Here is a 23,691-nt window from a genome sequence, read left to right as displayed (position 1 = left end):
CCACCGGCCACACCGCGCGACATGATATCTGCCGGGAGAAATTGATGACCAAGCTGGCACAATTATTATGCGGACTGACGCTGGCGGTTTTATGGCTACCGGCGGGGCGCGCCGAGGATGTCGACTCGGGCGACATCGCCATCAAATTCGGTGCCAACGGCTCCACCGACTCCGTTGACCTCAACATCACCGGCACCGACGTGACGTGGGGATCGCTTTTTTATCCCGGCAACGGAAAGAGCATCAATATCACCGGCAATGGTTATGCGATCAATGCCACTGCCGACGGTGCCTTCATCTATGAGGATGCCGAGTCATACACCTTCGCCGCGTCAGACCTCATTTTCAACAACACGACCTCCACGCGCCGCACCTACAGCCTGCTTCACTTAACCGGCGTCAACGCCAGTGCGACGCTGAATTTCGACGAGGTGACTTTCCAGAATTTCCACAACACTGACGGCGAAGGCTCCGGCGCTGTGATTAATATCCATGGCGGCGCAAATGCCACCGTAAACGTCGGCCCCGGCGGCCTCGTGTTCCTCAACAATGACGGCACGCTGAGCAGCGGCGGCGCGGTGGGGCTCTTGAGCAACAACAGCACCCTCACCTTCAACGGCCCCGGCTTGGTGAGCTTCCTCGACAACAGCACGGACTATTACGGCGGCGCGATCTCCCAAAGCTACAACAGCTCGCTCACGTTTGCCTCCGACGTGCTGTTCGAGGGCAACCATGCCCAGAGTTTCGGTGGCGCCATCGACATTTGGGGCTATAGCGGCACGACGCTGTTCAGCGGCTCCTCCGTGTTCAGAAACAATTACGTTTATACCTCTGCGAGCGGGAACGGTGTGCCGGGCTTTGCCCTGCGCGGCGGCGCCATTAACATCGGCTATATCGACGGCGGCAAGGTAGTCAGATTCGCCGGCCCTGTTTCATTCATTGGCAACCGTGTCATCAGCCTGGCCACCGCCGGCAACCAGCAGAATGCGGTCGGCGGGGCGATCAGCACGGCCATGGACGGCACGGGGGATATCTTTTCTTACCAGTTTGACCAGGGAGCGGTATTTGACGGCAATTTCGTTTACTCCGCCAACGGCAACGGCTATGGCGGGGCGGCCTTTTTTGAGGACTACGGCAGCAGGACCTTCGGCCCCGGCTCGCAGTTCACCAATAATTACGCCAGCACTCTCGGCGGGGCCATTTATTATACCCGCCAGTCGGTCACCCTTAACGCCTCCGACGCCGGCGACATCCTTTTCCAAGGCAACCGCCAGGCCGCTTCGTTCACCGGCAGCGGCACTGACATCACGCCAGTTGCCGGCTCCGGCAGCGCCAACGCCATTTACATGACAGGCGGCACCCTCGCGCTCAACGCCACCGGCACGGGCCGCATCCTCTTTTACGACCCCATCGCCTCCGCGACGACCGCCGCCATTGTAATCACCAAAACCGGCGCGGGCGACGCGGTCTTCTACCAATACGCCAGCGCCGTCACCGCCACCACCACCGTCGGCGGCGGGCGCTTCATCGTGCGCGACGGCGCGGTCTTCGGCGGCACCCTCGGGCGCTTCGCCGTCGGCGGCTCCGGCACCCTCGTCCTCAGCGACAGCGCCGCCTTGCGCACCGGCACGCTTGCCCTCGACGGCGCGTTGAATCTCGACCTCGACGGTCCCCTGGGCTCGCGCGACGCATTCATCACCTCCGGCACCGCGACCCTCGGCGGCACGCTCACCGTCAACACTTCCGCCGTCATCAGCGGCACTCGCGCCAGCGAACTGGCCATTGGCGCGCAACTCCTCATCACCACGACCGCCGCCAACGGGCTCGGCGGCGACTTTGTGGAGAAAAACCTCGCGGGCAGCGGCACCTCCCGCGATTTCATCGTCCTCGACGCCTACAAAGATCCTGCCTCTGGCAACAAAAACTATGTCCTCGGCGGCGGCTTGGCGTGGTTCAGCGCCACCACGTTTTCCCACGGCAATTTCACCCTCGGCGCCGGCGAAGTCTTCGACGTCGACGTGAACCTCTCCGCCACCACCGCCCACGACGCCAACGGCGGCGCGCCCGCGTGGGACGGCGCGACGCTCACCCTCACCGCGTCCAACAGCGGCACCCTCGCCCTCTCCGCCACCAACCACCTCGCCGGCCTGAACGTCCTGGGCGGCTGGCTCGTCAATCGCGGCTGGACTTCCGGCGAGTTGCTCGTGGACGGCGGCGCGACCTTCCTCAACACCGGCGGCACCGCCTACCTCACCGCCACCAACGCCGTCATCGGCGGCACCGGCGCGGGCTGGCTGGTGGTCGAGAGCGGCACCGTCAACGTGGAAAACACGCTCACTTTGGGCCGCGACGCCGGCGCGTTCGGCAGCGGCACGGTCCTCGGCGGCGGCGTCCTCGCCGTGGGAGGCGACATGGTGGTCGGCGCCGACGGCAACGGCGCGCTGACGGTGGCGCCGGGCGGCGCCGTCGCCGTCGGCGGCAACAGCTACATCGGCCGCGACGCCATCGGGACCGGCACGGCCGCCGTCAGCGGCAACGGCCTCTGGACGACCGGCAGCATCCTCTACGTCGGCCACGGCGGCGCCGGCAGCCTCATCGTCAGCGGCGGCACGGTCGGCGCGGAGGACCAGATTGACGTCGGCTTCAACTCCGGCGCGAACGGCCTGCTCGCCGTCAGCGGCAGCGGCGCGGTGGAGACCACGCGGCTGCTGGTCGGCCACGGCTATCCCGGCGGTTCCGGCACGCTCACGCTGGACGGCGGCGTGGTCAGCGTCACCCTCGGCCAGTATGCCGTCACCAACCCCGCGTATCACGTTTTCATCGTCGGCGGCAACAGCGGCACGGGCGCGCTGCTGATGAACGGCGGCACCGTCACCGCGCCGTTCGCCATCATCGGCCTCCGCGACCCCTCCCTGGCCGGCGGCATCGGCACCGGCAGCATGGGTGCGGGCGCGTTCCTTGGCAGCGACCAGCTGCTGGCCGTCGGTCTCGGCGAAGGCGCGACCGGCTCGCTCGACATCGGCGCAATGGCCACCGGCAGCGGCGGGCTGGTCGGCATCGGCGTCGGCGTCGCGACCGGCACGGTCAGCGTCGGCGGCCTCTTCCAGTCGGGCGGCGACCTCTGGGTCGGCGGCAGCGCGCCGATGGGTGGCGCCGACTACGCGGGCACCGGCACCGGCTGGCTCTTCGTCGCCGGCAGCGGCACCGTGACGGCGGGCGGCGCGTATGCGCAGGACGCCGCGTCCACCCTCACTCTCGACCTCGCGGGACTGAGCGGCACGCGCGGCGCGTTCATCACCGCGCAAAGTGCCACCCTCTCCGGCACGCTCGTCGTCGCCAACTACACCGGCACCGCGAGCGGCACCAAGGCCAGCACGCTCGCGCAAAACGCGCAGGTGCTCATCCGCACCCAGGACGGCTTCGGCGGCACCGAGTATGCCGCGGACAACAAGATCGTCCCCGGCGGCACGAGCACGCACGACTTCCTTGTCCTCGGCGCGTTCATTGTCGGAGGGACGGATTACGTGCTCGGCTCGCAGCTCGCATGGTATTCCGGCACGCAGATTTCACACGGCAACTTCACCCTCGGCGCGGCCGAGACGTTCAACGTGGATGTCACGCTCAGCGACACCAACCCCGGCCTCGGCGCAGGCGGTTGGGACGGTCGGTCACTGACCAAGCAGGGCGAGGGCACGCTCATCCTCAGCGCGTCGAACAACTACAGCGGCACGACGCTGGTCAACGGCGGCACCCTGCAAATCACCGGCTGGACGGGCGGCAACGCGGCGGGTTACATCGGCGGCGCTGGCGCCAGCGGCTGGGTCGTCGTCAGCGGCACGGGTCACTGGGGCATGGCCGGCGACCTGCACGTCGGCGCGGGCAGCGAGGGCGTGCTCACGGGCGCCGACACGGCGCAAATCACCACCGGCGGCGCGGCATACATCGACGACGGCTCCGGCACCGTCGCCATCAGCGGCAGCGCGTGGTGGGACGTGGCGGGCGATTTGTATGTCGGCACCGACGGCACCGGCAACTTGCTTATCACTGACAGCGGCAGCGTGACGGTCGGCGGCACGTCGTTCATCGGTTATTCGGCTGGCGCGACGGGCGCCGCGAACGTCGCCGGCCTGTGGAGCAGCAACGGTGCTTTTATCGTCGGCGCTTCCGGCACGGGCCTGCTCACCGTCGCCCAAGGCGGCACCCTCAGCACCACCGGCACCGTCAGCCTCGGCGACGCCGCCAGCTCCAGCGGCAGCGCCGGCATCAGCGGCTACTGGACGACGAACAACAACGGCCTCACCGTCGGCAACTTCGGCGCGGGCTGGCTGGACATCGCGCAGGGCGGCACCCTCGCCAACGCCGCCGCCAACCTCGGGCGCGCCACCGGCGTCACCGGCAGTGTCAACGTCGCCGGCCTGTGGATTAACAATGGCTTGGTCACCATCGGCGCCGCCGGCAACGGCGTGGTGACGGTGGCGCAGACCGGCACGGTGCTCAGCACCGGCGGCGTCTCCTTCGCCACCGGCGGCGGCACCGGCTCACTCACCATCGCCGGCTTGTGGAGCAACACCGGCAACTTCTTCAACGGCGCCGCCAACCGCTACGCGGTGACCCTTGCCCAGACCGGCTCGCTCGTCACCACCGGCAGCTACACCAACACCGCCTTCGAACTGCTGACGGTGAACCTCGGCATGGCGCGCGACACCGCCTACATCACCGCCACCGCCGGCGCGGTGCTCTCCGGCTCGCTGACGGTGAACAATTTCACCGGCGCCGACCCGTCCGCCGCGACCAAGGCCAGCGACGTCATCACCGACACCAAGCTTGTTCTCCGCGCCGTCAGCGGCACCATCACCGTCAACAGCTCGTTCAGCGGCACCGTCACCGGGCTGGCCGGCGCCAGCCGCGATTACCTCCACGGCGGCGTGTTCCTCGCCAACGGCGGGCACGACCTCGTCGCCGGCTACGGCCTGCGCTGGTATGCCGCCGACAACAACGCCAGCGGCAACTTCACGCTCGGCGCGGGCGAGACGTTTGAAATTGACGCCCTGCCCGCCCTCAGCGGCAGCACCGGCTACGGCTTGGTCAACACCAACCGGGTCGGCACGCTGACGCTGACCTCCTCCAACTCCGGCACGCTCCTCCTCAGCGCCACCAACGTTTTCAGCAGCATCGATGCCGCGGCCGGCGCGCTCGCCATCAGCGGTTTCACCGGCAACAACTCCGTCTCCATCGGCAGCGTCGGCGGCAGCGCTTTCGAACATTACATCTGGGACAATTCCGCGTGGACGCTGGATGACAGCGGCAGCACCGCCGCCCTCGCCGCCGCCCTCGCCGTCAGCGGCACGCTGGAGGCCGGTTACCTCTACGTCGGCAACAGCGGCTCCGGCACGCTGGACATCACCGGCCAGGTCGTCAGCGGCCACACCGCCATCGGCTCCGCCCAAGCCAACGATTACACCGAGGAATACGCGGGCAGCGACAAATACACGGGCGCCTTCGGAGCCGGCAGCGGCAGCGCCAGTGTCAGCGGCTGGTGGAGCGCCAGCAACCTCTACGTCGGCTACGGCGGCACCGGCGCGCTCACCATCGCCGGCAGCGGCAGCGTCACCGCCGCCGGCGTCAGCATCGGCGATGCCGGCGCCAGTGTTTATCAAAGCAGCGACGGCTCCGGTTATTCCTACACGGAAACCTATGCCTCCTCTTATGGCCGGGTGGAAATCACCGGCGGCGGCCTGCTCGCCGTCACCGGCACGCTGACCGCGGGCAACGCCGGCGTCGGCGTCCTCGCCGTCAGCGGCGGCACCGTCAGCGCCGGCGGCGTGGTCATCGGCGCGGCGGGCGCCACCGGCGACGGCGACGACAGCGACCCGTCCAGCGTCTGGTCGCAAACCTACGCCGCCGGCAGCGGCACCGCAACCATCAGCGGCAGCGGCGTGCTCGCCACCACGGGCAATCTCATCGTCGGCGATTCCGGCAGCGGCGCGCTGACCGTGACCGACAGCGGCACCGTCGGCAGCGGCGCGGTTTATATTGGCAGCGGCACGACCGGCGTTGGCACCGCCACCGTCAGCGGCGCGGCGGTTTGGAGCGCGGGGGACACGGCCATCATCGGCAACAGCGGCACGGGCTACCTCACCGTCAGCGGCGGCACCTTCGTCACGCAAGGCGCGGGCGCGAGCATCGTGCTGGGGCAGATGGATGATTCGTATGGCCGCGTCGCCGTCAGCGGCGGGCTGTTCCAGACCGGCGACCACCTGACGGTCGGCAACGGCGGCACCGGCGTCCTCGCCGTCAGCGGCGGCACCGCGCAGGCCGGGAACATCGAGATGGCGATGCTTTACGACTTCAGCGCCACCGTCAGCATCAGCGGCGGCGGCCTGCTCCACTCGCTTGGTTACATCACCAATGGAGACGGCGCCGCGGCCAACCTCGCCGTCGCCGGCAGCGGCAGCGTCCGCGCCGACGGCAGCTATTCGCAAAACGCCGGTTCCACGCTCGACCTCACGCTCAGCGGCAGCCTCGGCTCGCGCGGCGCGTTTGTCACCGCCGGCACCGCCTATCTCTCCGGCACGCTGACGGCGAGCGCCACCAGCGGCACGGCGGTGTTCGTCAACGGCGGCAGCGCCAGCGCGCTCGCCAACAACACGCAAGTGCTCATCCACACCAGCACCATCAACGGCGATTTCACGACGAAGGCCGTCAGCGGCGGCACCAGCACGCATGATTTTCTCACGTTGGGTGCGTTCATCGTCGGCGGCACCGATTATGTGCTCGGCTCGCAGCTCACGTGGTTCAGCGGTACGCAAACCGCGCACGGCAATTTCACGCTTAACAGCGGCGAGACGTTCACTGTGGACGTGAACCTCCACCAAGTCGCCACGCCGAACGTCAGCGACTGGGACGGCGGCACGCTGACGCTGACTGCCAGCAACAGCGGCACGCTCATCCTCAGCGGCAGCAACACGCTCGCCGGCCTCGACATCCTCGGCGGCTGGCTCGTGAACAAGGGCTGGACGAGCGACGACCTCTACATCAACGGCGGCAGCGCCGAGAACATCGCCGGCGCGTATTTGACCGCCACCAACGCCATTGTCGGCGACGACTCGGCCGGCTTTCTCCTCGTCGGCGGCGGCACCGTCAACGTGGAGAACCACCTCACCATCGGCGCGCAAACCGGCGGCAGCGGCACCGTCAGCGTCGCCGACGGCGCCCGCGTCCTCGCCGGCAACTCCATCGTTGTCGGACTCGAGGGGACCGGTGTGCTGGCCATCGCCGGCGGCACCGTCACCGCGGCGCAGAGCATTACTTTTGGTGCCTCCCACGGCGGGTTTGGCAGCGGCACCGTCACCGCCGGCCTGCTCCGCGCGGGCGGGGAGCTGCTCGTCGGCTACGTCGGCGGCACGGGCGCGCTGACCATCACCGGCGGCACTGTCGCCGCCGTGAATTACGGCATCCAGTTTGGCGACGACGACGGCGCGGTCGGCACCGGCACCGTCAGCGGCGGCCTGCTCGATTCCGGCGCCTGGATCATCCTCGGCAATCAGGACAATGGCGGCGGCACCGGCCGCCTCACTGTCACCGGCAGCGGCCTCGTCCGCTCCGCCGGCGACTTCATGAACGGCCAGGACACCGGCGGCACCGGCCCCGCCAGCGGCTTCCTCGCCATCGCCGGCAGCGGCAGCGTCCACGCCGGCAGCACGTATGCGCAGAACGCCCAATCCCACCTCGCCATCGACATCACCGACCCCGCGCGCACGTCCGCCTACCTCACCGCGCAGAGCGCCACGCTCTCCGGCTCGCTCACCGTCGCAGGCGCGAGCCTCGGTGCCGTCAGCGGCAGCGCCTCCGGCCTTGCCGACGGCAGCACGCTGCTCATCCGCACCACCGGGAGCCTCTTCGGCGACTTCGACGCCAAGGATGCCGGCGGCATCTCCACCGGACGCAACTACCTCATCGCCGACACCTACAAGGCCAACGGCGACCTCGACTACGTCGTTGGCTACCAGCTCGCGTGGTTCGGCGGCACGACGATCGGCAGCGGCAGCTTCCACCTCGATGACCACGCCTTCCTCGTGGACGTTTCGCTCGCCAACCAGACCGGCTCCTTCGCCACCGGCTGGGACGGACGCTCGCTCACCAAGACCGGCACCGGCGCGCTGATCCTCAGCGCGAGCAACACCTACACGGGCACGACCACCGTCAGCGGCGGCGTGCTGGCCATCACCGGCTGGACCGGCTCCAACGCGGCGGGTTGGGTGAACGGGGGCGTTGTCAACGTCAGCGGCGGCGGCCTGTGGCGCATGGCCAACCGCCTTGATGTCAGCGGCGGCACGCTGGCCATCATCGACACCGGCAGCGTCGGTGCGGAGGTGGTCAGCCTCAGCGACACCGGCGCGGTTGCCGTCGGCGGGACGGGCGTGCTGGTCGCGGACGATTCCCTGGTGCTGGAATCCTATGGCTCGGTGTCGCTGGCCGTCCGCGAAAGCGGCACGGTGCGCTCGCTGGGCAACGCCACGCTGTATGCCGACCCGGGCGGCTTCGTGGCGCTGACGGTAAGCGACAGCGCCGCCGTGTCCGTCGCCGGCGGTTTGCAAATCTACGGCGAGGCCGGCGGGACGGCCACGGTCACCGTCACCAACAGCGGCAGTCTCGCCGTCGGCGGCACGCTGACGGCGGCCGCCTACGACGGCGCGGGCGCGATTGACCTCGGCGTCAGCGGCACCGGTTTGCTCGCGGTCGGCGGCGACATTTTGCTCGACGCTGCCGCTGTCGCTGACACCGCGCGGCTGGCTGTTAGCGACCACGGTTTGGTGGGCGTCAGCGGCAATTTCATCTTTGGCGCCGGCGGCGTCAACACGCTGGCCGTCAGCGACAGCGGCAGCGTGTGGATTGGCGGCACGTATGCGCAAAACGCCGGCGGCTTGCTCGACCTCACGCTGACGGGCACCCTCAATTCGCGTGGCGCGTATGTCACCGCGGCCAGCGGCACGCTCAGCGGCACGCTGACCGTCAACGCCGGCGGCACCGCCGCGTTTGTCAACGGCGGCAGCGCGTCGGCCTTGGCGAATAACTCGCAAGTGCTCATCCGCACCGGCACCATCAGCGGCGGCTTCGACACCGTGACCGTCACCGGCGGCACCAGCACGCACGACTTCCTGACCCTCGGCGCGTTCATCGTCGGAGGGACCGACTACGTGCTCGGCTCGCAACTCACGTGGTATTCCGGCACCGCGACGGCGCACGGCAACTTCACGCTCGGCGCGGGCGAGACCTTCACGGTTGACGTGCCGCTGAACAACACCGCCACGCCGAACACCAGCGGCTGGGACGGCGCGTCGCTGACCGTGACCGCGAGCAACAGCGGCACGCTCATCCTCAGCGCCTCGAACATTATTCCGGCACGACCACCGTCAACGGCGGCGTGCTTGAAGTGACCGGCTGGACGGGCAGCACGGCGCAAGTCAACATCGCCAGCGCCGCCAATTCCAGCGGCACGGTCAGCGTCAGCGGCTATCTCGGCACGGCAAATTCCGGCATTAACGTCGGCGGCTGGCAGGCCAGCGACACCAACGCCCACGGCATCCTGAACCTCACCGGCACCGCCGCCGGCTCTCTCAATGTCGGTCGCGGCACCGCCAGCACCGGCGAGGTCAACGTCAGCGGCAACGGCGCCTTGTTCGGCAATTCCGACTGGATTGGCAACAACGGCGCCTCGGCACGGTCAACGTCACCGACAGCGGCTCGTGGAGCAACGGGTGGCTCTACGTCGGCTACTGGGGTGGCACCGGCGTCGTCAACGTCAGCGGCACCGGCGTCGTCACCGCCACCACCGCCTACATCGGCTATTATTCCTACGAGGAGGTGGCCCGCGGCGAACTGAATGTCAGCGGCAGCGGCTGGTTCCAGGCCGGCGAGTTGAGCATCGGCCACCAAGGCTTCGGCACGGGCGCCACGCTCGAGGGCGCGGTGACGCTGACCGACAGCGGCAGCGTCACCGCCGGCAACATCGTCATCGCCAACAGCGCGGGCGGCGGCGCCGTCACCACCGGCAGCGCCAGCGTCGGCGGCAACGCGCTGCTCGCCAGCGCCACCAATATCATCCTGGGCAACGGCACCAACTCCGCCGCGCTGGCCGTCAGCGGCAGCGGCCTGGTCACGGCGGGCGGCGCCTACGCGCAAAACGCCCAAAGCACGCTGACGCTGGACGCGGCCGGCGACGGCGTGACGGCGCGCGGCGCGGGCGACGCCTTCATTTACGCCTCGTCGGCGACGGTCGGCGGCACCATCAGCGTCAGCGGCTTTGCCACGGGCAGCGCGTTCGCGGACGCGCAAAGCGTCGTCAACAGCGGCCATCAAGTCCTCATCAGCGCGACCAGCGGCACCATCAGCGGCGTGTTCGCCAGCGCCACGCTGGCCGGCGTCAGCGCGCTGCCCGATTACCTTTACGGCGGCATCTACAAGACCACCAGCGGCAGCAGCTACGTCGCCGGTGTGAACCTCGCATGGTTCGGCGATGCCGCCAGCGGCCACGGCAACTTCACCGTCGCCGGCGGCACGAGCTTCGACGTCAACACCACCCTCAGCGACACCATGGGCCTCGCCGGTTCCCCCGCCTACGCCTCCGGCTGGGACGGTCGTTCGCTGACCGTCACCGCCAGCAACTCCGGCACGCTCATCCTCAGCGGCTCGAACACCCACACCGGCACGACCACGGTCAACGGCGGCGCGCTCGCCATCACCGGCTGGACGGGCAGCAACGCGGCGGGCTTGATTGACGGCGGCGCGGGCGGCGCGGCGAACCTCATCGTCAGCGGCAGCGGCTATTGGGGCATCGTCAACGGCGGCGACTTGCGCGTCGGCAAAACCGGCACCGGCAGCCTGACCATCACCGGCGGCACCGTCAACGCCGGCAGCTTTGTTTATCTTGGCTACGACGCGGACGCGGTTGGCACCGGCACGGTCGGCGGCGGCGGCCTGCTTGGGGCGAACATGATTATCGTCGGCGAAGGCGGCGTCGGCTCGCTCAGCGTCACGGGCGGCGTGGTTGCGGCAAACACGTGGATCTCCATCGGCGATTCGAGCAACGGACTTGGCACTGTTGGCGTCGGCGCGGGCGGCCTGATGACTTCCGGCAACAATATCACCGTCGGCAACAGCGGCACCGGCGCGCTGGTCATCGCGCAGGGCGGCACCGCCAGTGCCGTCGGCGAGATCCGCTTTGGCTACCTCGGCGGCGTCGGCAGCGGCACGGTCGGCGGCGTGCTCGCTGGCTCGAGCAATTTCTACGTCGGCTCCGACCTGGGCGGCACCGGCGCGCTGGCCGTCGGCGGCAGCGGCAGCGTCACCGCCGGCGGCGCTTACACGCAAAACACCCGCTCCACGCTCGACCTGACGCTCAGCGGCAGCCTCGGCAGTCGCGGCGCGTTCATCACCGCCGGCAGCGCGCAACTCAGCGGCACGCTGACCGTCAACGCCACGGGCACGGCGGCGTTCGTCAACGGCGGCAGCGCGTCGGCCTTGGCGAATAACGCGCAAGTACTCCTCCACACCGGGGGCATCAGCGGCGACTTCGCGGCGAAGAGCGTCAGCGGCGGGACCAGCCAGAAGGACTTCCTGACCTTCGGCGCGTTCATCGTCGGCGGCACCGACTACGTGCTCGGAACGCAGCTGACGTGGCTCAGCGGCACCGACCGCAGCCACGGCAACTTCACGCTGGGCGAGGGCGAGGTTTTCAACGTGGACGTGGCCTTGGGCAACACCACGCCGCACGGCGCGAACCTCGCCCTCAGCGACTCGTGGGATGGCGCGTCGCTGACCGTGACCTCGTCGAACCGGGGCGACCTCATCCTCAGCGCCAGCAACAGCTACAGCGGCACGACGCTGGTCAACGGGGGCACGCTGACCATCACCGGCTACGTCGGGGGCACGGCGGGTGTCATCGGCAGCGGCTCCGGCACCGACGGCACGGTCAACCTCAGCGGCAGCGGCCAGTGGCGCATGAACGGCTCCGCACCGCTCAACATCGGCAACAACACCGGCACCGGCGCGCTGGCCATCACTGACAGCGGCACGGTCACCGCCGGCGGCGTCGGCATCGGCGCCACCGGCCTGGTCGCCGTCGGCGGCGCCGGCCACCTCGGCGGCGGGCAGTTCAGCGTCAACGGCCGGTTGGACGCCGCCGGCAGCGCCGTCGTCGCCAGCACCGATTTCCGGGTCAGCAGCGACGCCCTCGCCAGCGGCACGGCCGGCGTCAGCGGCAGCGCGTTCCTCGATGTCTCCGGCGGCGGCCTCATCGGTTATTATTCCAACACCGGCACCAGCACGCTCGCCCTTTCCGAAAGCGGCAGCGCGCGCTTCACCGGCCTGAGCGTCAACCCGACGCGCACCGCGGGCGCGGGCCTGGTCACCGTCAGTGGCACGAGCCGCCTCGACATCACCGACTACCTCGCCTTCGGCGGCAGCAGCTACATGAACATCAGCGGCAGCGGCGCGGTCGCGGTCGGCGGCACGGTTTCCTTCGGGCAATACGCCGCCGACTTCGGCGTGCTGGCCGTCGGCGACAGCGGCGCGCTCGCGGCGGCGGGCGACTTCATCCTCGGCTACAGCGGCGCCGGCACCGGCACCGGCCAGCTCAACATCTCCGGCAGCGGCCTGGTCACCGCCGGCGGCACGTATGCGCAAAACGCCAACTCCACGCTGGCGCTGACGGTGGAAAACCGCGGCGCGGGCGACGCGTTCATTTACGCCTCGTCGGCGACGGTGGGCGGCACCATCAGCGTCAGCGGCTTTGCGACGGGCAGCGTGTTCGCCAGCGCGAGCAGCGTGCTTGGCAGCGGCCATCAAGTCCTCATCAGCGCGACCAGCGGCACCATCAGCGGCGTGTTCGCCAGCGCCACGCTGGCCGGAGCCGCCGGCAGCCTGCCCGACTACCTCTACGGCGGCATCTACAAGACCGACGCTGACACCAAATACGTCGCCGGCGTGAACCTCGCGTGGTTCGGCGGCGCGCAGGACGGCCGCGGCAATTTCACCGTCGCCGGCGGCACGAGCTTCGACGTCAACACCACCCTCAGCGACACCGTGGGCCTCGCCGGTTCGCCCGCCTACGCCTCCGGCTGGGACGGCCGTTCGCTGACCGTCACCGCCAGCAACTCCGGCACGCTCATCCTCAGCGGCTCGAACACCTACACCGGCACGACCACGGTCAACGGCGGCGCGCTCGCCATCACCGGCTGGACGGGCAGCACGGCGGCGGGCGTCGTCGGCGCGACTCCCGGCGACAGCGGCGCCGTCGCGGTCGGCAACGGCGGTTATTGGCAGGCGCAAAACGACATCCTCGTCGGCGGCGGCGGCGCGGGGGCGCTGGCCATCGCGGCGGGCGGCACGGTGCACAGCCTAGGCGGCAGTGAGGTCGGCTGGGCGCCGGGCGGCAGCGGCAGCGCCACCGTCGGCGGGGCGTGGCGCAGCGAAGGGATGATGATCGTGGGCGACGAGGGAGCGGCGCGCTGGCCGTCCGGCGGGCGGCCCGGTCAGCAGCGGCATGATCAGTGCGATCGGGCTCTTCAGCGGCACCGGCACCGCCACGGTCAGCGGCTGGTGGGACAGCGGCAGCGACTTTACACGGGCTATTTCGGCAACGGCGCGCTGACGGTGACCGACAGCGGCAGCGTCACCGTCGGCGGAGGACTGTTCGCCGGCTTCGATGCCGGCGGCCGCCGGCAGCGGCAGCATCGCCGTCACCGGCAGCGGCCTGCTGGCCACGGCGGGCAATCTCACCTCGGGGTGGCCGGCACCGGCGCGTTGAGCGTGGACGCGGCGGGCCGCGTCGCCGCCGGCGGGGACATCACCCTCGGCGGCACCGACACCGGCAGCGGCACCCCCGTCACCGGCACCGGCGCCGGCAGCGGCAGCGCCGTCATCACCGGCGGCGGCCGGTGAGCGCGGCGGGCAATTTTTATAACGGCGACACCGGCGCCGGCGCGCTCACGATCGGCCAGTCCGGCAGCATCGGCGCCGGCGGCACGTATGCGCAGAACGCCGGCTCCACGCTCACCCTCATGCTCGACGGCACGCTGGGCGGGCGCGGGGCGTTCGTCACGGCGGCGGCGGCAAACCTCGCCGGCACGCTGGTCGTCCACGCCACCGGCACCGCCAGCGGCACCAAGGCCAGCACGCTCGCCGACCACGTGCAGGTGCTCATCCGCACGGGCACCCTCACCGGCGACTTCGCCGGCAAGACCGTCACCGGCGGCACCAGCGTGGCGGACTACCTGGCCTACAGCGCGTTCATCGTGGGCGGCACCGACTACGTGCTCGGCTCGCAGCTCGCGTGGCACACCGGCACGGGCGGCGCGCACGGCAACTTCACGCTCGGCGCGGGCGAAACGTTCGAGGTGGACGTTGCCCTGGCCGACGCCGCCGCGCCCAACGCCTCGGGCTGGGACGGGCAATCGCTCGCCAAGCTCGGCGACGGCCTGCTCATCCTCAGCGCCAGCAACGGCTATAGCGGCACGACCTTCGCCGGCGGCGGCACCCTGGCCATCACCGGCCACGTCGGCGGCGCGGCCGGTTACATCGCCGGCGCCGGCACCACGGCGTGGGTCACCGTCGGCGGCAGCGGGTCCTGGGGCACGGCGGGCGACCTGCACGTCGGCGGCAGCGGCACCGGTTACCTGGCCATCGCCGGCGGCGGCCGCGTGTCCACCGGCGGCACGGCCTTCATCGACGACGGCTTCGGCCAGGTGGACGTGAGCGGCACGGCCTTCTGGCAGGTCGCGGGCGACTTGTTCGTCGGCACCGACGGCACCGGCAGCCTGCTCATCAGCGAGAGCGGCAGTGTCAGCACCGCCGGGCATGGTTACCTCGGCTACTCGGCAACCGCGACGGGCACGGCCACGGTCGGCGGCGGCGGGTTCTGGAGCAGCGCCACGACATTCTACGTCGGCTACAGCGGCACGGGCGCGCTCGTGCTCGGCGGGAGCGGCAGCATCGGCACCGCCCAGGACGCCTACCTCGGCTACAACAACAACGCCGCCGGCGCGGCCGCGATCGGCGGCGCGGCGTTGTGGACGGCCGGCGCCGACTTTTATAACGGCCTCGCCGGCACCGGCTCGCTCGCCCTCCGCGAAAGCGGCTCGCTGGCCGTCGGCGGCACGTATTTCCAAAACGCCCAATCCACGCTCGCCCTCGCCCTCGAGCCCGGCCGGACGACGGCCTACCTGACCGCGCGGACGGCGGCGCTCGGCGGCGCCCTGGTGGTGGACGGCTTCACCGGCACCACCAGCGGCACCCGCGCCGGCGAGGTGCTCGCCGCGCCCGCCCGGGTGCTCATCCGCACGACCGGCACCATCACGGGCGATTTCGCGGCAAAGACCATCAACGGCGGCACCAGCCCCGTCGATTACCTCACCCACAACGCCTTCGTCGCCACCGGCGGCACCGACTACGTGCTGGGCACGCAACTGACCTGGCAGAGCGGCACCGCCCTCGCGCACGGCACCTTCACCGTCGGCCCGGGCGGCGCCTTCGAGGTGGACGTTGCCCTCGCCGACGAATCCCCCGCCAACGCCTCCGGCTGGGACGGCGGCTCGCTGACCAAGGCCGGCGCGGGCCTGCTCGTCCTCAGCGCGAGCAACAGTTACACCGGCAGCACCAGCGTGCAGGCGGGCGAGCTGCGCGTCACGCACACCGCCGCCCTCGGCGCAGGCCTGGTGGACATCGCCGGCGGCGCGACCCTCACCGGCGCCTTCGCCAGCGCCTACACCTTTGCCAGCACCCTCCAAGGCGCGGGCCTGCTCGCGGTCGACCTCGGCGCTTCGACGCCAACTTTCAACTTCGCCTCCGGCGCGCTCAGCGCCGGCTTCACCGGCACCGCCGCGCTGCGCAACAGCACCTTCACGCTCACCGGCGGCGCGCTCGCCAACGCCACGCTCTCCTCCGGCTCCGGCAACCGCACCCTCGTCGGCACCGGCACCCACACGCTCGCCGGCCTCGCGCTCGACGGCGGCCGCGTGGACTTCGACACCAACGTCCCCGCCGACATCGTTTCGCCCGCCTTCGTCGCCGCCACCGGCACGATCCACCTCGCCAGCGGCACCGTCGGCGTGCGCATCCCGCAAAGCGGCACCGCCCCCGCCGTCGCCCAGACCCCGCTGCTCCAGCAGGACGACGGCGCGCTCACCCGGCTCGCCTCCTCCGCGACCACCACCGGCAACATCGGCGGCATCGCGCTGGTGGACCTCGCCACCGGCGCGCTCGTCAGTGCCACCCAGTCCGCCGCCATCAGCCAGTCCGGCACGCAAGTCGCCACCGGCACCTACGGCTACGGCCTCGCCGGCCGCGACGCCTCCGCCAACAACGGCCTGCATGTCAGCTACGGCCTCGTCGCGGTGGACATCCTCGCCGGCCGGACGCTCCTGCTCGACAGCGACACCACCGCGCCCGCCGGCGGCAACGATTTCAAGGCCGTCATCACCGGCAGCGGCCACCTCGCCCTCTCCCCCGCCTCCGCCATCACGCTCAATGCCTCCAACCGCTACACCGGCACGACGCTCATCACCGGCGGCACCCTCATCGCCGGCGCCGACGACGCCCTCGGCCGCACTTCGCACCTCGCGCTGGCCGCCAACGCCGCCTACGACCTCGCCGGCAACACCCAGACCCTCGGCGGCGGCCGGATTGACGGCGCCCTTCTCGGCTCCGGCTCGCTCGGCCTCGGCGGAAACGTGGACATCACCGGCACCAACGCCGCCTTCGCCGCCGACATCGGCGTCACCGGCACGACCACGCTCCACCACACGCAGGCCCTCGGCGCCACCGGCGCCACCGCCATCGCCGCCGACGCGGAGCTCCTGCTGGTCTCCTCCACCGGCGCCTTCTCCAAGCGCCTCGGCGGCCAGGGCCGCTTCGCCCTCGCCGCCGGCAGCACCGTGGCCCTCACCGGCGCGAACACCGCCTTCGGCGGCACCTTCGCCATCGCCCAAAACACCGCGCTCGGCGCCGGCTCGGCCGCCCACCTCGGCTCCGCCGCCCTCGCCGCCGACGGCCTCCTCACCCTCTCCAGCACCGCCGCCGAAACCCTCGCCAACGCCCTCGGCGGCTCCGGCACCTTCGTCAAGGACGGCGCGGGCAACCTGACGATTGCCCGGTCCAACGCCTTCACCGGCGTCACCACCGTCGCCGGCGGCACCCTCACCCTCAGCGACCTCCACGGCACCGGCACCGGCGACATCACCAACCACGCCGCCCTCGTCCTCGCCGCCAGCGGCATCTTTGCCAACAACCTCCTCGGCTCCGGCACCACCATCATCGACCCCGGCGTGATCCTCACCGGCAGCAACGCCCTCGCCGCCTGGGACGTCACCGCCTCCGGCACCGCCTCCGTCACCCAACAGCAAAACCTCGGCGACGCCGCCACGCACGTCGACGGCCGCCTGGTCATCACCGCCTCCGCCGGCTGGAACTACGCCAACGCCCTCACCGGCACCGGCGTGCTCTCCGTCGACACCTCCGGCAGCGCCTTCGCCTTCACGCCCGCCGCCCTGCCCCCGCCTCCCGCCGGCTTCCACGGCACCCTCGCCCTGGGCCACAGCGCCTTCGACCTCTCCGGCGTGAACACCGCCGCGCTCGCCGACGCCACGCTGCAGCTCGACGACGGCAATCACACCACCGTCGGCAGCGGCACGCAGCAAATCGGCAACCTCGCGCTCGCCAGCGGCACGATCACCTTCACCCTCGGCGCGAGCGGCACCCAGGCCGACGGCATCGTCAGCACCGGCGTCCTCGATGTCCGCGACACCGTCATCCGCGTGGACACCGGCAGCTTCACCGGCAACGGCGGCCTCCCGCTACTCCGGCAGGACGAGGGCATGAGCCTCCTGCTCGTCCAGAGCGACACCCTCGCCGCCGGCAGCAAGACCCTCGTCACCGGCAGTCACCTCGTCGACCAGAACGGCAGCAGCATCAGCAGCGCCGCGCAAAACGACATCGTGCAGTCCGGCACGCTCACCGCCAGCGGCACCTACAACTTTGCCGCCCTCGCCGGCAACACCGGCCTCCACCTCGCCTACACGCTCACCGCCCTCGACCTGCTCGCGGGCCGCACCACCGTCCTCGACCACGAGACCGCCTTCCTCGGCGCCATCACCGGCGGCACGACCCCCGGCGGACACGAACTCCACGCCCTCGTCTCCGGCTCCGGCAACCTGCAAATCAGCGCCACCGGCGCCATCTGGCTCAACAACCCCGCCAACACCTACACCGGCGCCACCTCGTCACCGGCGGCACCCTCGTCGCCGGCGCTTCCGGCGCCCTCGGCCACACCGCGTTCCTCTCCGTCTCGGACAGCGCCGCCTTCAATCTCAACCACACCACGCAGACCTCGCCGGCGGCCTCATCCTCGGCGCGGACGGCCTGCAAGGCACCGGCACGCTGCACCTCGCCGCCGGCCTCCTCGACATCCACGCCGCCAACACCGGCTTTGCCGCGCTGGTCGCCACCACCGGCACCGTGCGCCTCGCGCACGTGCAAGGCCTCGGCGACTCGGGCACCCTCGCGCTCGACTCCGCCGCCGCCACCCTCATCCTCGACACCGCCGCCGGCGGCACCTTCGCCACCGCGTTCTCCGGCAGCCAGGGCTCGTTCATCAGGACGGCGCATCCGCCGTCGCCATCGCCCGCGCCAACGCCTTTGGCGGCACCGCCGCCATCCGCTCCGGCACCCTCGCCGCGGCCCATATCGCCGCGCTCGGCACCGCCAGCGTGGACATCGCGGCCGGCGCCGCCTTCGAGTATCGCGGCATCGCCGCCGGCGTCTCGCAAAACACCTTCAGCGGCTCCGGCGCCCTCTCCGTCATCAGCAGCACGCTCGCCATCGCCCGCGACAACACCATGGCGTTGGTCAGCATTGACAACGCCGTCGTCACCATGCGCTCCAGCCTCGCCCTCGGCGCCGCCGCCACCGTGGTCACGCTCCACAACGCCGCCTCCGCCCTCCGCATCGACACCCCCGGCGCCCGGCTCGGCACGCTGCACCTCAACGGCGGCCTCCTCGCCTTCGCCGAGCCGCCGGCTTCGCCGCCTCCGCCGCCGCCTACCACCGCGCCCGCATCGAGACCCTCGGCGCGGGCCCCGGCCGCTTCGAGTTCAACGTGGACTTCACCGGCGCCGCCGGCCTCGACCCCGCCGCCGGCATGAAGGCCAACAGCCTCGTCATCGCCGCCGACGCCGCCGCCCCGCACCAAGTCCGCGTCCATTACACCGGCCAGCCCGGCACGCAAAGCGCCTCCTTCGAGCTGATCGCCACCGGCAACGGCCTGGCCGAGTTCGCCCTCGACACCAACAACGGCAAGATCGACTTCGGCCTGACCGCCTACGAGCTCAACCGCGGCGACGGCTCGCCGCTCATGCCCGTCGCCAGCAACTGGTACCTCGCCGACACCGGCCTGTCCAACGCCGCCGACGTCATCCTCGACACCGCCTCCACCATCCCCCTGGACTGGAACACCGCCCTCGACTCCCTCCACCTGCGCATGGGCGAAGTGAGAGCTGAGAATCTGCCCGCCACCCGCCACCCGACACCCGCCGCTTCTTCCGGCAACCTCTGGGTGCGCAGCCGCGCCTACCGCATGAACGCGACCAACAGCGTCACCGGCCGCGGTTTCGACCAGTACGGCGGCGGCCTCACCGCCGGCATGGACAAACTCTTCCCCGCCGGCACCGCCGCCAGCCTCCTCGGCGCCTTCATCGACATGGGCTCGATCAGCCGCGACTTCGACCGCCGCGGCGACAACACCAGCAACAGCGTGACGCTCGGCGCCTACCTCACGCGCCTGCACGACGACGGCTGGTTCGCCGACGCCGTCGTGCGCGCCGGCCGCTACATCAACAAAATCGACGCGCGCACCCCGGACCTGCGCTCCATCCAGGGCCGCTACACCAGCCGCGCCCTCGGCGGCAGCATCGAGGCGGGCCGCCGCCTCCGGCGCGCCGGCGGCTGGTGGCTCGAACCCGCCCTGCAGGCCTCCCTCCTCTGGCTGTCCGGCGACAGCTTCGAGACCTCCCCGGAGAGCCTGCGCCTCCACGTCGCCCAGGACTCGCTCCGCTCCGCCCAGTACCGCGCCCTCCTGCGCTTCGGCCGCCAGTCCGCCGGCGGCAAATGGAACCCCTACGGCAGGCTCGGCGCCGCCGCGGTCGACTCCGACGGCGGCACCCTCCACGCCCACGACAAGCACCTCTCCCCCTCCTACGACGGCAAACGGGTCGAGTTCGGTTTTGGCGCAAGCTACCGCATCAACGACTCCAGCCAGTGGCATGCGGACTACGAATACGCCACCGCACGCCACTATCAACGCCCCTGGTCCCTCAACCTCGGCTACCGCAGACTCTGGTAGGCAATGACAACACCGCCCCCAGACCCAGACAACACCCGCACTGCCCGGCCCCCCAGCCCCCCCTCGCGCGGCCTCCTGACTCCGCCAGACCGAAAGGCACGCGCCACGCGCACAGCGCGGGCCCCTGGAAATTTTTGGTTTCTCTGTTCCAGCGCATCCCTCATTCTCCGCCCTGATCAGTCCGTTGTCGCCAACCGCAATCCATATCCAAAACCATGATACCACTCATCATCACGCTCGGCATCATTGTCCTGCTCGTCCTCTTTGTCATCGGCATCTACAACAAGCTCGTCGGCCTGCGCAACCGCTTCAAGAACGCCTTCGCGCAAATCGACGTGCAACTCAAGCGCCGCTATGACCTCATTCCCAACCTCGTGGAGACCGCCAAGGCCTACATGAAACACGAGCGCGAGACGCTCGAGGCCGTCATCGCCGCGCGCAACACCGCCTACGCCGCCTCGAAGGCCGCCGCCGCCAACCCCGCCGACGCCGGCGCGGTCAAATCGCTCCTCAACGCCGAGTCCGGTCTCGGCGGCGCGCTCTCCCGCCTCATGGTCGTGGCCGAGCAGTATCCCGACCTCAAGGCCAACCAGAACATGATGCAGCTCACCGAGGAGCTCACCTCCACCGAGAACAAGATCGCCTTTGCCCGGCAGGCCTACAACGACTCCGTGATGACCTACAACACCCAGCGCGAGGTGTTCCCCTCGGTGATCTTCGCCGGCATGTTCGGTTTCGGCCCCGCCGAGCTCTTCCAGGTCGACACCCCCGCCGAGCGCCAGGCCCCGAAAGTGTCGTTTGGCTGAGACGCCCCGATACCGCATCCCGCAAACCGGGCGAATTCGGACTTCCACTCAAACGCGGGCCGTGAGTCGCCCGCGTTTTTCATGCCAATAAAAACCCTGCCGCCACCGCTCCCTTTCTCGTCATGGATTTCTTTCAAGCCCAGGACCACGCCCGCAAAAAATCCGGCCGCCTCGTCTTCTTCTACCTCGCGGCTGTCGTCGCGATCATTCTCTCCATCTACGCTGTTCTCATCCTCGCGCTGACCGAGACCTCCGCCGATGGCTACCCTTACCCGCCGGACGCGCCCTTCCTCGTCCGCTACTGGGATCCGCAACTCTTCCTCGGCACCGCCGGCATCACCATCGCCGTCATCGCGCTCGGCAGCCTCTTCAAAATCATCTCGCTGCGCGGCGGCGGCGGAGTCGTCGCGAGGTCGGTCGGCGGCATCCTCGTCACGCCCGGCACCACCGATCCGCAAAAACGCAGGCTCGTGAACGTCGTCGAGGAAATGGCCATCGCCTCCGGCGTGCGCGTCCCCGAAATCTACATCCTTCCCGAGGAGGGCATCAACGCCTTCGCCGCCGGCTACTCGCCCGACGATGCCGCCGTGGCCGTCACCCAGGGCGCGCTCGACACTCTCACCCGCGACGAACTCCAGGGCGTCGTCGCGCACGAGTTCAGCCACATCCTCAACGGCGACATGCGGCTCAACATCCGCCTCATCGGCCTGCTCTTCGGCATCCTGCTCCTCACGCTCATCGGCCGTGTCGTCCTGCGCGCCGCCGCTTCCTCCGGCTCGCGCCGCTCCGGTGACAAAAAAGGAGGAGGCGCCGCCGCCTTCCTCGTCCTCGGCCTGGCGCTCATCATCATCGGCTACCTCGGCGTTTTCTTCGGGCGGCTCATCCAGGCCGCCGTCTCGCGCCAGCGCGAGTTTCTCGCCGATGCCTCCGCCGTCCAGTTCACGCGCAATCCCGACGGCATCGCCGGCGCGCTCCGCAAAATCGGCGCGCGCGCCACCGGCTCCCGCATCGCCAACGCGCACGCCACCGAGACCAGCCACATGTTCTTCGCCAGCGCGCTCCGCAGCTCCTTCGGCGGACTCTTCGCCACGCACCCGCCGCTCGCCGAGCGCATCAAGGCCATCGACCCCTCCTTCGACGGCAATTTTTCCGCCAAGCTCAAACCGCGCGCCGACGCTGGCGAGCCGCCCGCGCGCAAGCCCCGCCCTTCCCCGCCTCCTCCGCTCCCCGTCATCGGCGCGGCCATCCCCGGCGTTGGCGGCGCGACTGGCGCGGCCACGCCCCCGCCCATTCCCTCCGCCGAATTCCTCGCCGCGCTCGCCGTCGCTTCCGCGCCCGATCCCTCGCTTGGCGCCGAAACGCTCAAAACCATTCCGCCTGCGCTCCGCGAGACCGCCCACGATCCCGAACGCGTCCGCGCCCTCATCCTTGCGCTCCTCCGCGACCCCGCCGATGCCGCCGTCGCCGCGAAACAACAAACTGTCGCCGACGGCGTCCTCGCCACCACCGAACGCGAGGCCTACGCCGCCGCGCTGCCGCCCGCCGCCGCCCTGCCCGCCCGCGCCCGCCTCCCGCTGCTCGACCTCGCGCTGCCCGCGCTCCGCACCCTTCCGCCCGCGCAAATCGAATCCTTCCTTCAGGCCGTGGACGCATTCATCGCCGCCGACGGCAAGACCAGCCTCGCCGAATTCGCGCTCCGCCGCGTCATCCAGCGCAATCTCCGCCCGCCCGAGCGCAACCCGCGCCTTGTCACCGCCGCCGCGCCGCTCGCCGCCGAGATCGGCCTGCTCCTCAGCGCGCTCGCCCACGCCGGCGCCGCCGTCCCCGAATCCGCCGTGCGCGCCTTCGCCGCCGGGGCGGAAAAATTCGACGAGGTCACCCGCGCGAAACTCGCCCTCCTGCCGGTCGGCAACGCCGATCCCGACGCCCTCATCCGCGCGCTCGACCACCTCGACCACGCCTCGCCCGCCATCAAGAAAACGCTTCTCTCCGCGCTCATTGCCGCCGCCAGTTCCGATGCCAGCATCGCGCCTGCCGAAATCGAAATCATCCGCGCCACCGCAGCCGCCCTGAACTGCCCCGCCCCGCCCGTCCAGTGATGCCGCGCCACGGGCCAGCCCTGCGCCCGCAAAAGACATTTTGTAGCCTAATGGATTACAAACCGGCTTGGCTCGACGGATCGGATTTCATGAGCGGCACGGAGCCGGCCGCCCGGTCCCGCCCGGCCGCCGTTTTCCGCCGCTCACTTCTTGCTGCCGCTTTTCCCCAGCGGCACCGACATACCCGCGCCGGCCACCGAGTCCCCGCCGCTGCCGCCCGCGCCCCAGGCGCGGAACGAACTGCAACCGCACGCCGCCAAAAGCCACGCCGCCAGCAAAACCACCGTCACTGTCTTTTTCATCATGCCGGGAAAAAAACAAAGCAGGCGCCCTCGTTCCAGCCTAATCGCGCGCCCGATGCTTGCGGAGAACACGCCCTCGTCCATCGTCATGC

The 23,691-nt window shown here is 70.2% G+C and carries 8 protein-coding genes; 7 read left to right on the top strand and 1 reads right to left on the bottom strand.

The window, feature by feature from the left end; genetic code table 11:
* Positions 1-44: 44 nt before the first annotated feature.
* The 7 genes from OH491_RS20405 (at position 45) to OH491_RS20375 (ending at position 23,297) form a co-directional block, all read left to right on the top strand.
* On the top strand, positions 45-9,437 hold the full coding sequence (locus OH491_RS20405) for an autotransporter-associated beta strand repeat-containing protein (protein WP_342750665.1): 9,393 nt from the start codon (positions 45-47) through the stop codon (positions 9,435-9,437).
* Positions 9,425-9,883 carry a hypothetical protein gene (locus OH491_RS20400; protein WP_342750664.1) on the top strand — a complete coding sequence of 153 codons (459 nt, stop codon included), beginning with the start codon at positions 9,425-9,427 and terminating at the stop codon, positions 9,881-9,883. The genes OH491_RS20405 and OH491_RS20400 overlap by 13 nt, the downstream gene beginning before the upstream one ends.
* Positions 9,865-13,941 carry a beta strand repeat-containing protein gene (locus OH491_RS20395; RefSeq protein ID WP_342750663.1) on the top strand — a complete coding sequence of 1,359 codons (4,077 nt, stop codon included), beginning with the start codon at positions 9,865-9,867 and terminating at the stop codon, positions 13,939-13,941. The genes OH491_RS20400 and OH491_RS20395 overlap by 19 nt, the downstream gene beginning before the upstream one ends.
* Positions 13,938-19,196, top strand: a complete 5,259-nt coding sequence (locus tag OH491_RS20390; RefSeq protein ID WP_342750662.1) for an autotransporter-associated beta strand repeat-containing protein — start codon at positions 13,938-13,940, stop codon at positions 19,194-19,196. Before OH491_RS20395 ends, OH491_RS20390 begins: the two co-directional genes overlap by 4 nt.
* A complete protein-coding gene (locus OH491_RS20385) occupies positions 19,109-20,392 on the top strand; it encodes an autotransporter outer membrane beta-barrel domain-containing protein (RefSeq protein ID WP_342751096.1) in 1,284 nt (427 codons plus the stop codon). The genes OH491_RS20390 and OH491_RS20385 overlap by 88 nt, the downstream gene beginning before the upstream one ends.
* 215 nt (positions 20,393-20,607) lie before the next feature.
* The gene (locus tag OH491_RS20380) at positions 20,608-21,198 is read left to right on the top strand and encodes a LemA family protein (RefSeq protein WP_068769868.1); all 591 of its coding nucleotides are present in this window, start codon (positions 20,608-20,610) and stop codon (positions 21,196-21,198) included.
* Positions 21,199-21,320: 122 nt separating this feature from the next.
* A complete protein-coding gene (locus OH491_RS20375; RefSeq protein WP_068769869.1) occupies positions 21,321-23,297 on the top strand; it encodes a M48 family metallopeptidase in 1,977 nt (658 codons plus the stop codon).
* Positions 23,298-23,440: 143 nt separating this feature from the next.
* Here OH491_RS20375 and OH491_RS20370 read toward each other — a convergent pair whose 3' ends face one another.
* The gene (locus tag OH491_RS20370; RefSeq protein ID WP_334319216.1) at positions 23,441-23,602 is read right to left on the bottom strand and encodes a hypothetical protein; all 162 of its coding nucleotides are present in this window, start codon (positions 23,600-23,602) and stop codon (positions 23,441-23,443) included.
* Positions 23,603-23,691: the final 89 nt, after the last annotated feature.

It is taken from the genome of Termitidicoccus mucosus, from assembly GCF_038725785.1.
GTDB classification, from domain to species: Bacteria; Verrucomicrobiota; Verrucomicrobiia; order Opitutales; family Opitutaceae; genus Termitidicoccus; species Termitidicoccus mucosus.
This window is presented reverse-complemented; position numbering and strand designations above follow the sequence as displayed.

Coding starts and splice junctions, on each gene's coding strand:
- OH491_RS20405 (WP_342750665.1), top strand. CDS start 45: ATGACCAAGCTGGCACAATTATTATGCGGACTGACGCTGGCGGTTTTA.
- OH491_RS20380 (WP_068769868.1), top strand. CDS start 20,608: ATGATACCACTCATCATCACGCTCGGCATCATTGTCCTGCTCGTCCTC.
- OH491_RS20375 (WP_068769869.1), top strand. CDS start 21,321: ATGGATTTCTTTCAAGCCCAGGACCACGCCCGCAAAAAATCCGGCCGC.
- OH491_RS20370 (WP_334319216.1), bottom strand. CDS start 23,602: ATGATGAAAAAGACAGTGACGGTGGTTTTGCTGGCGGCGTGGCTTTTG.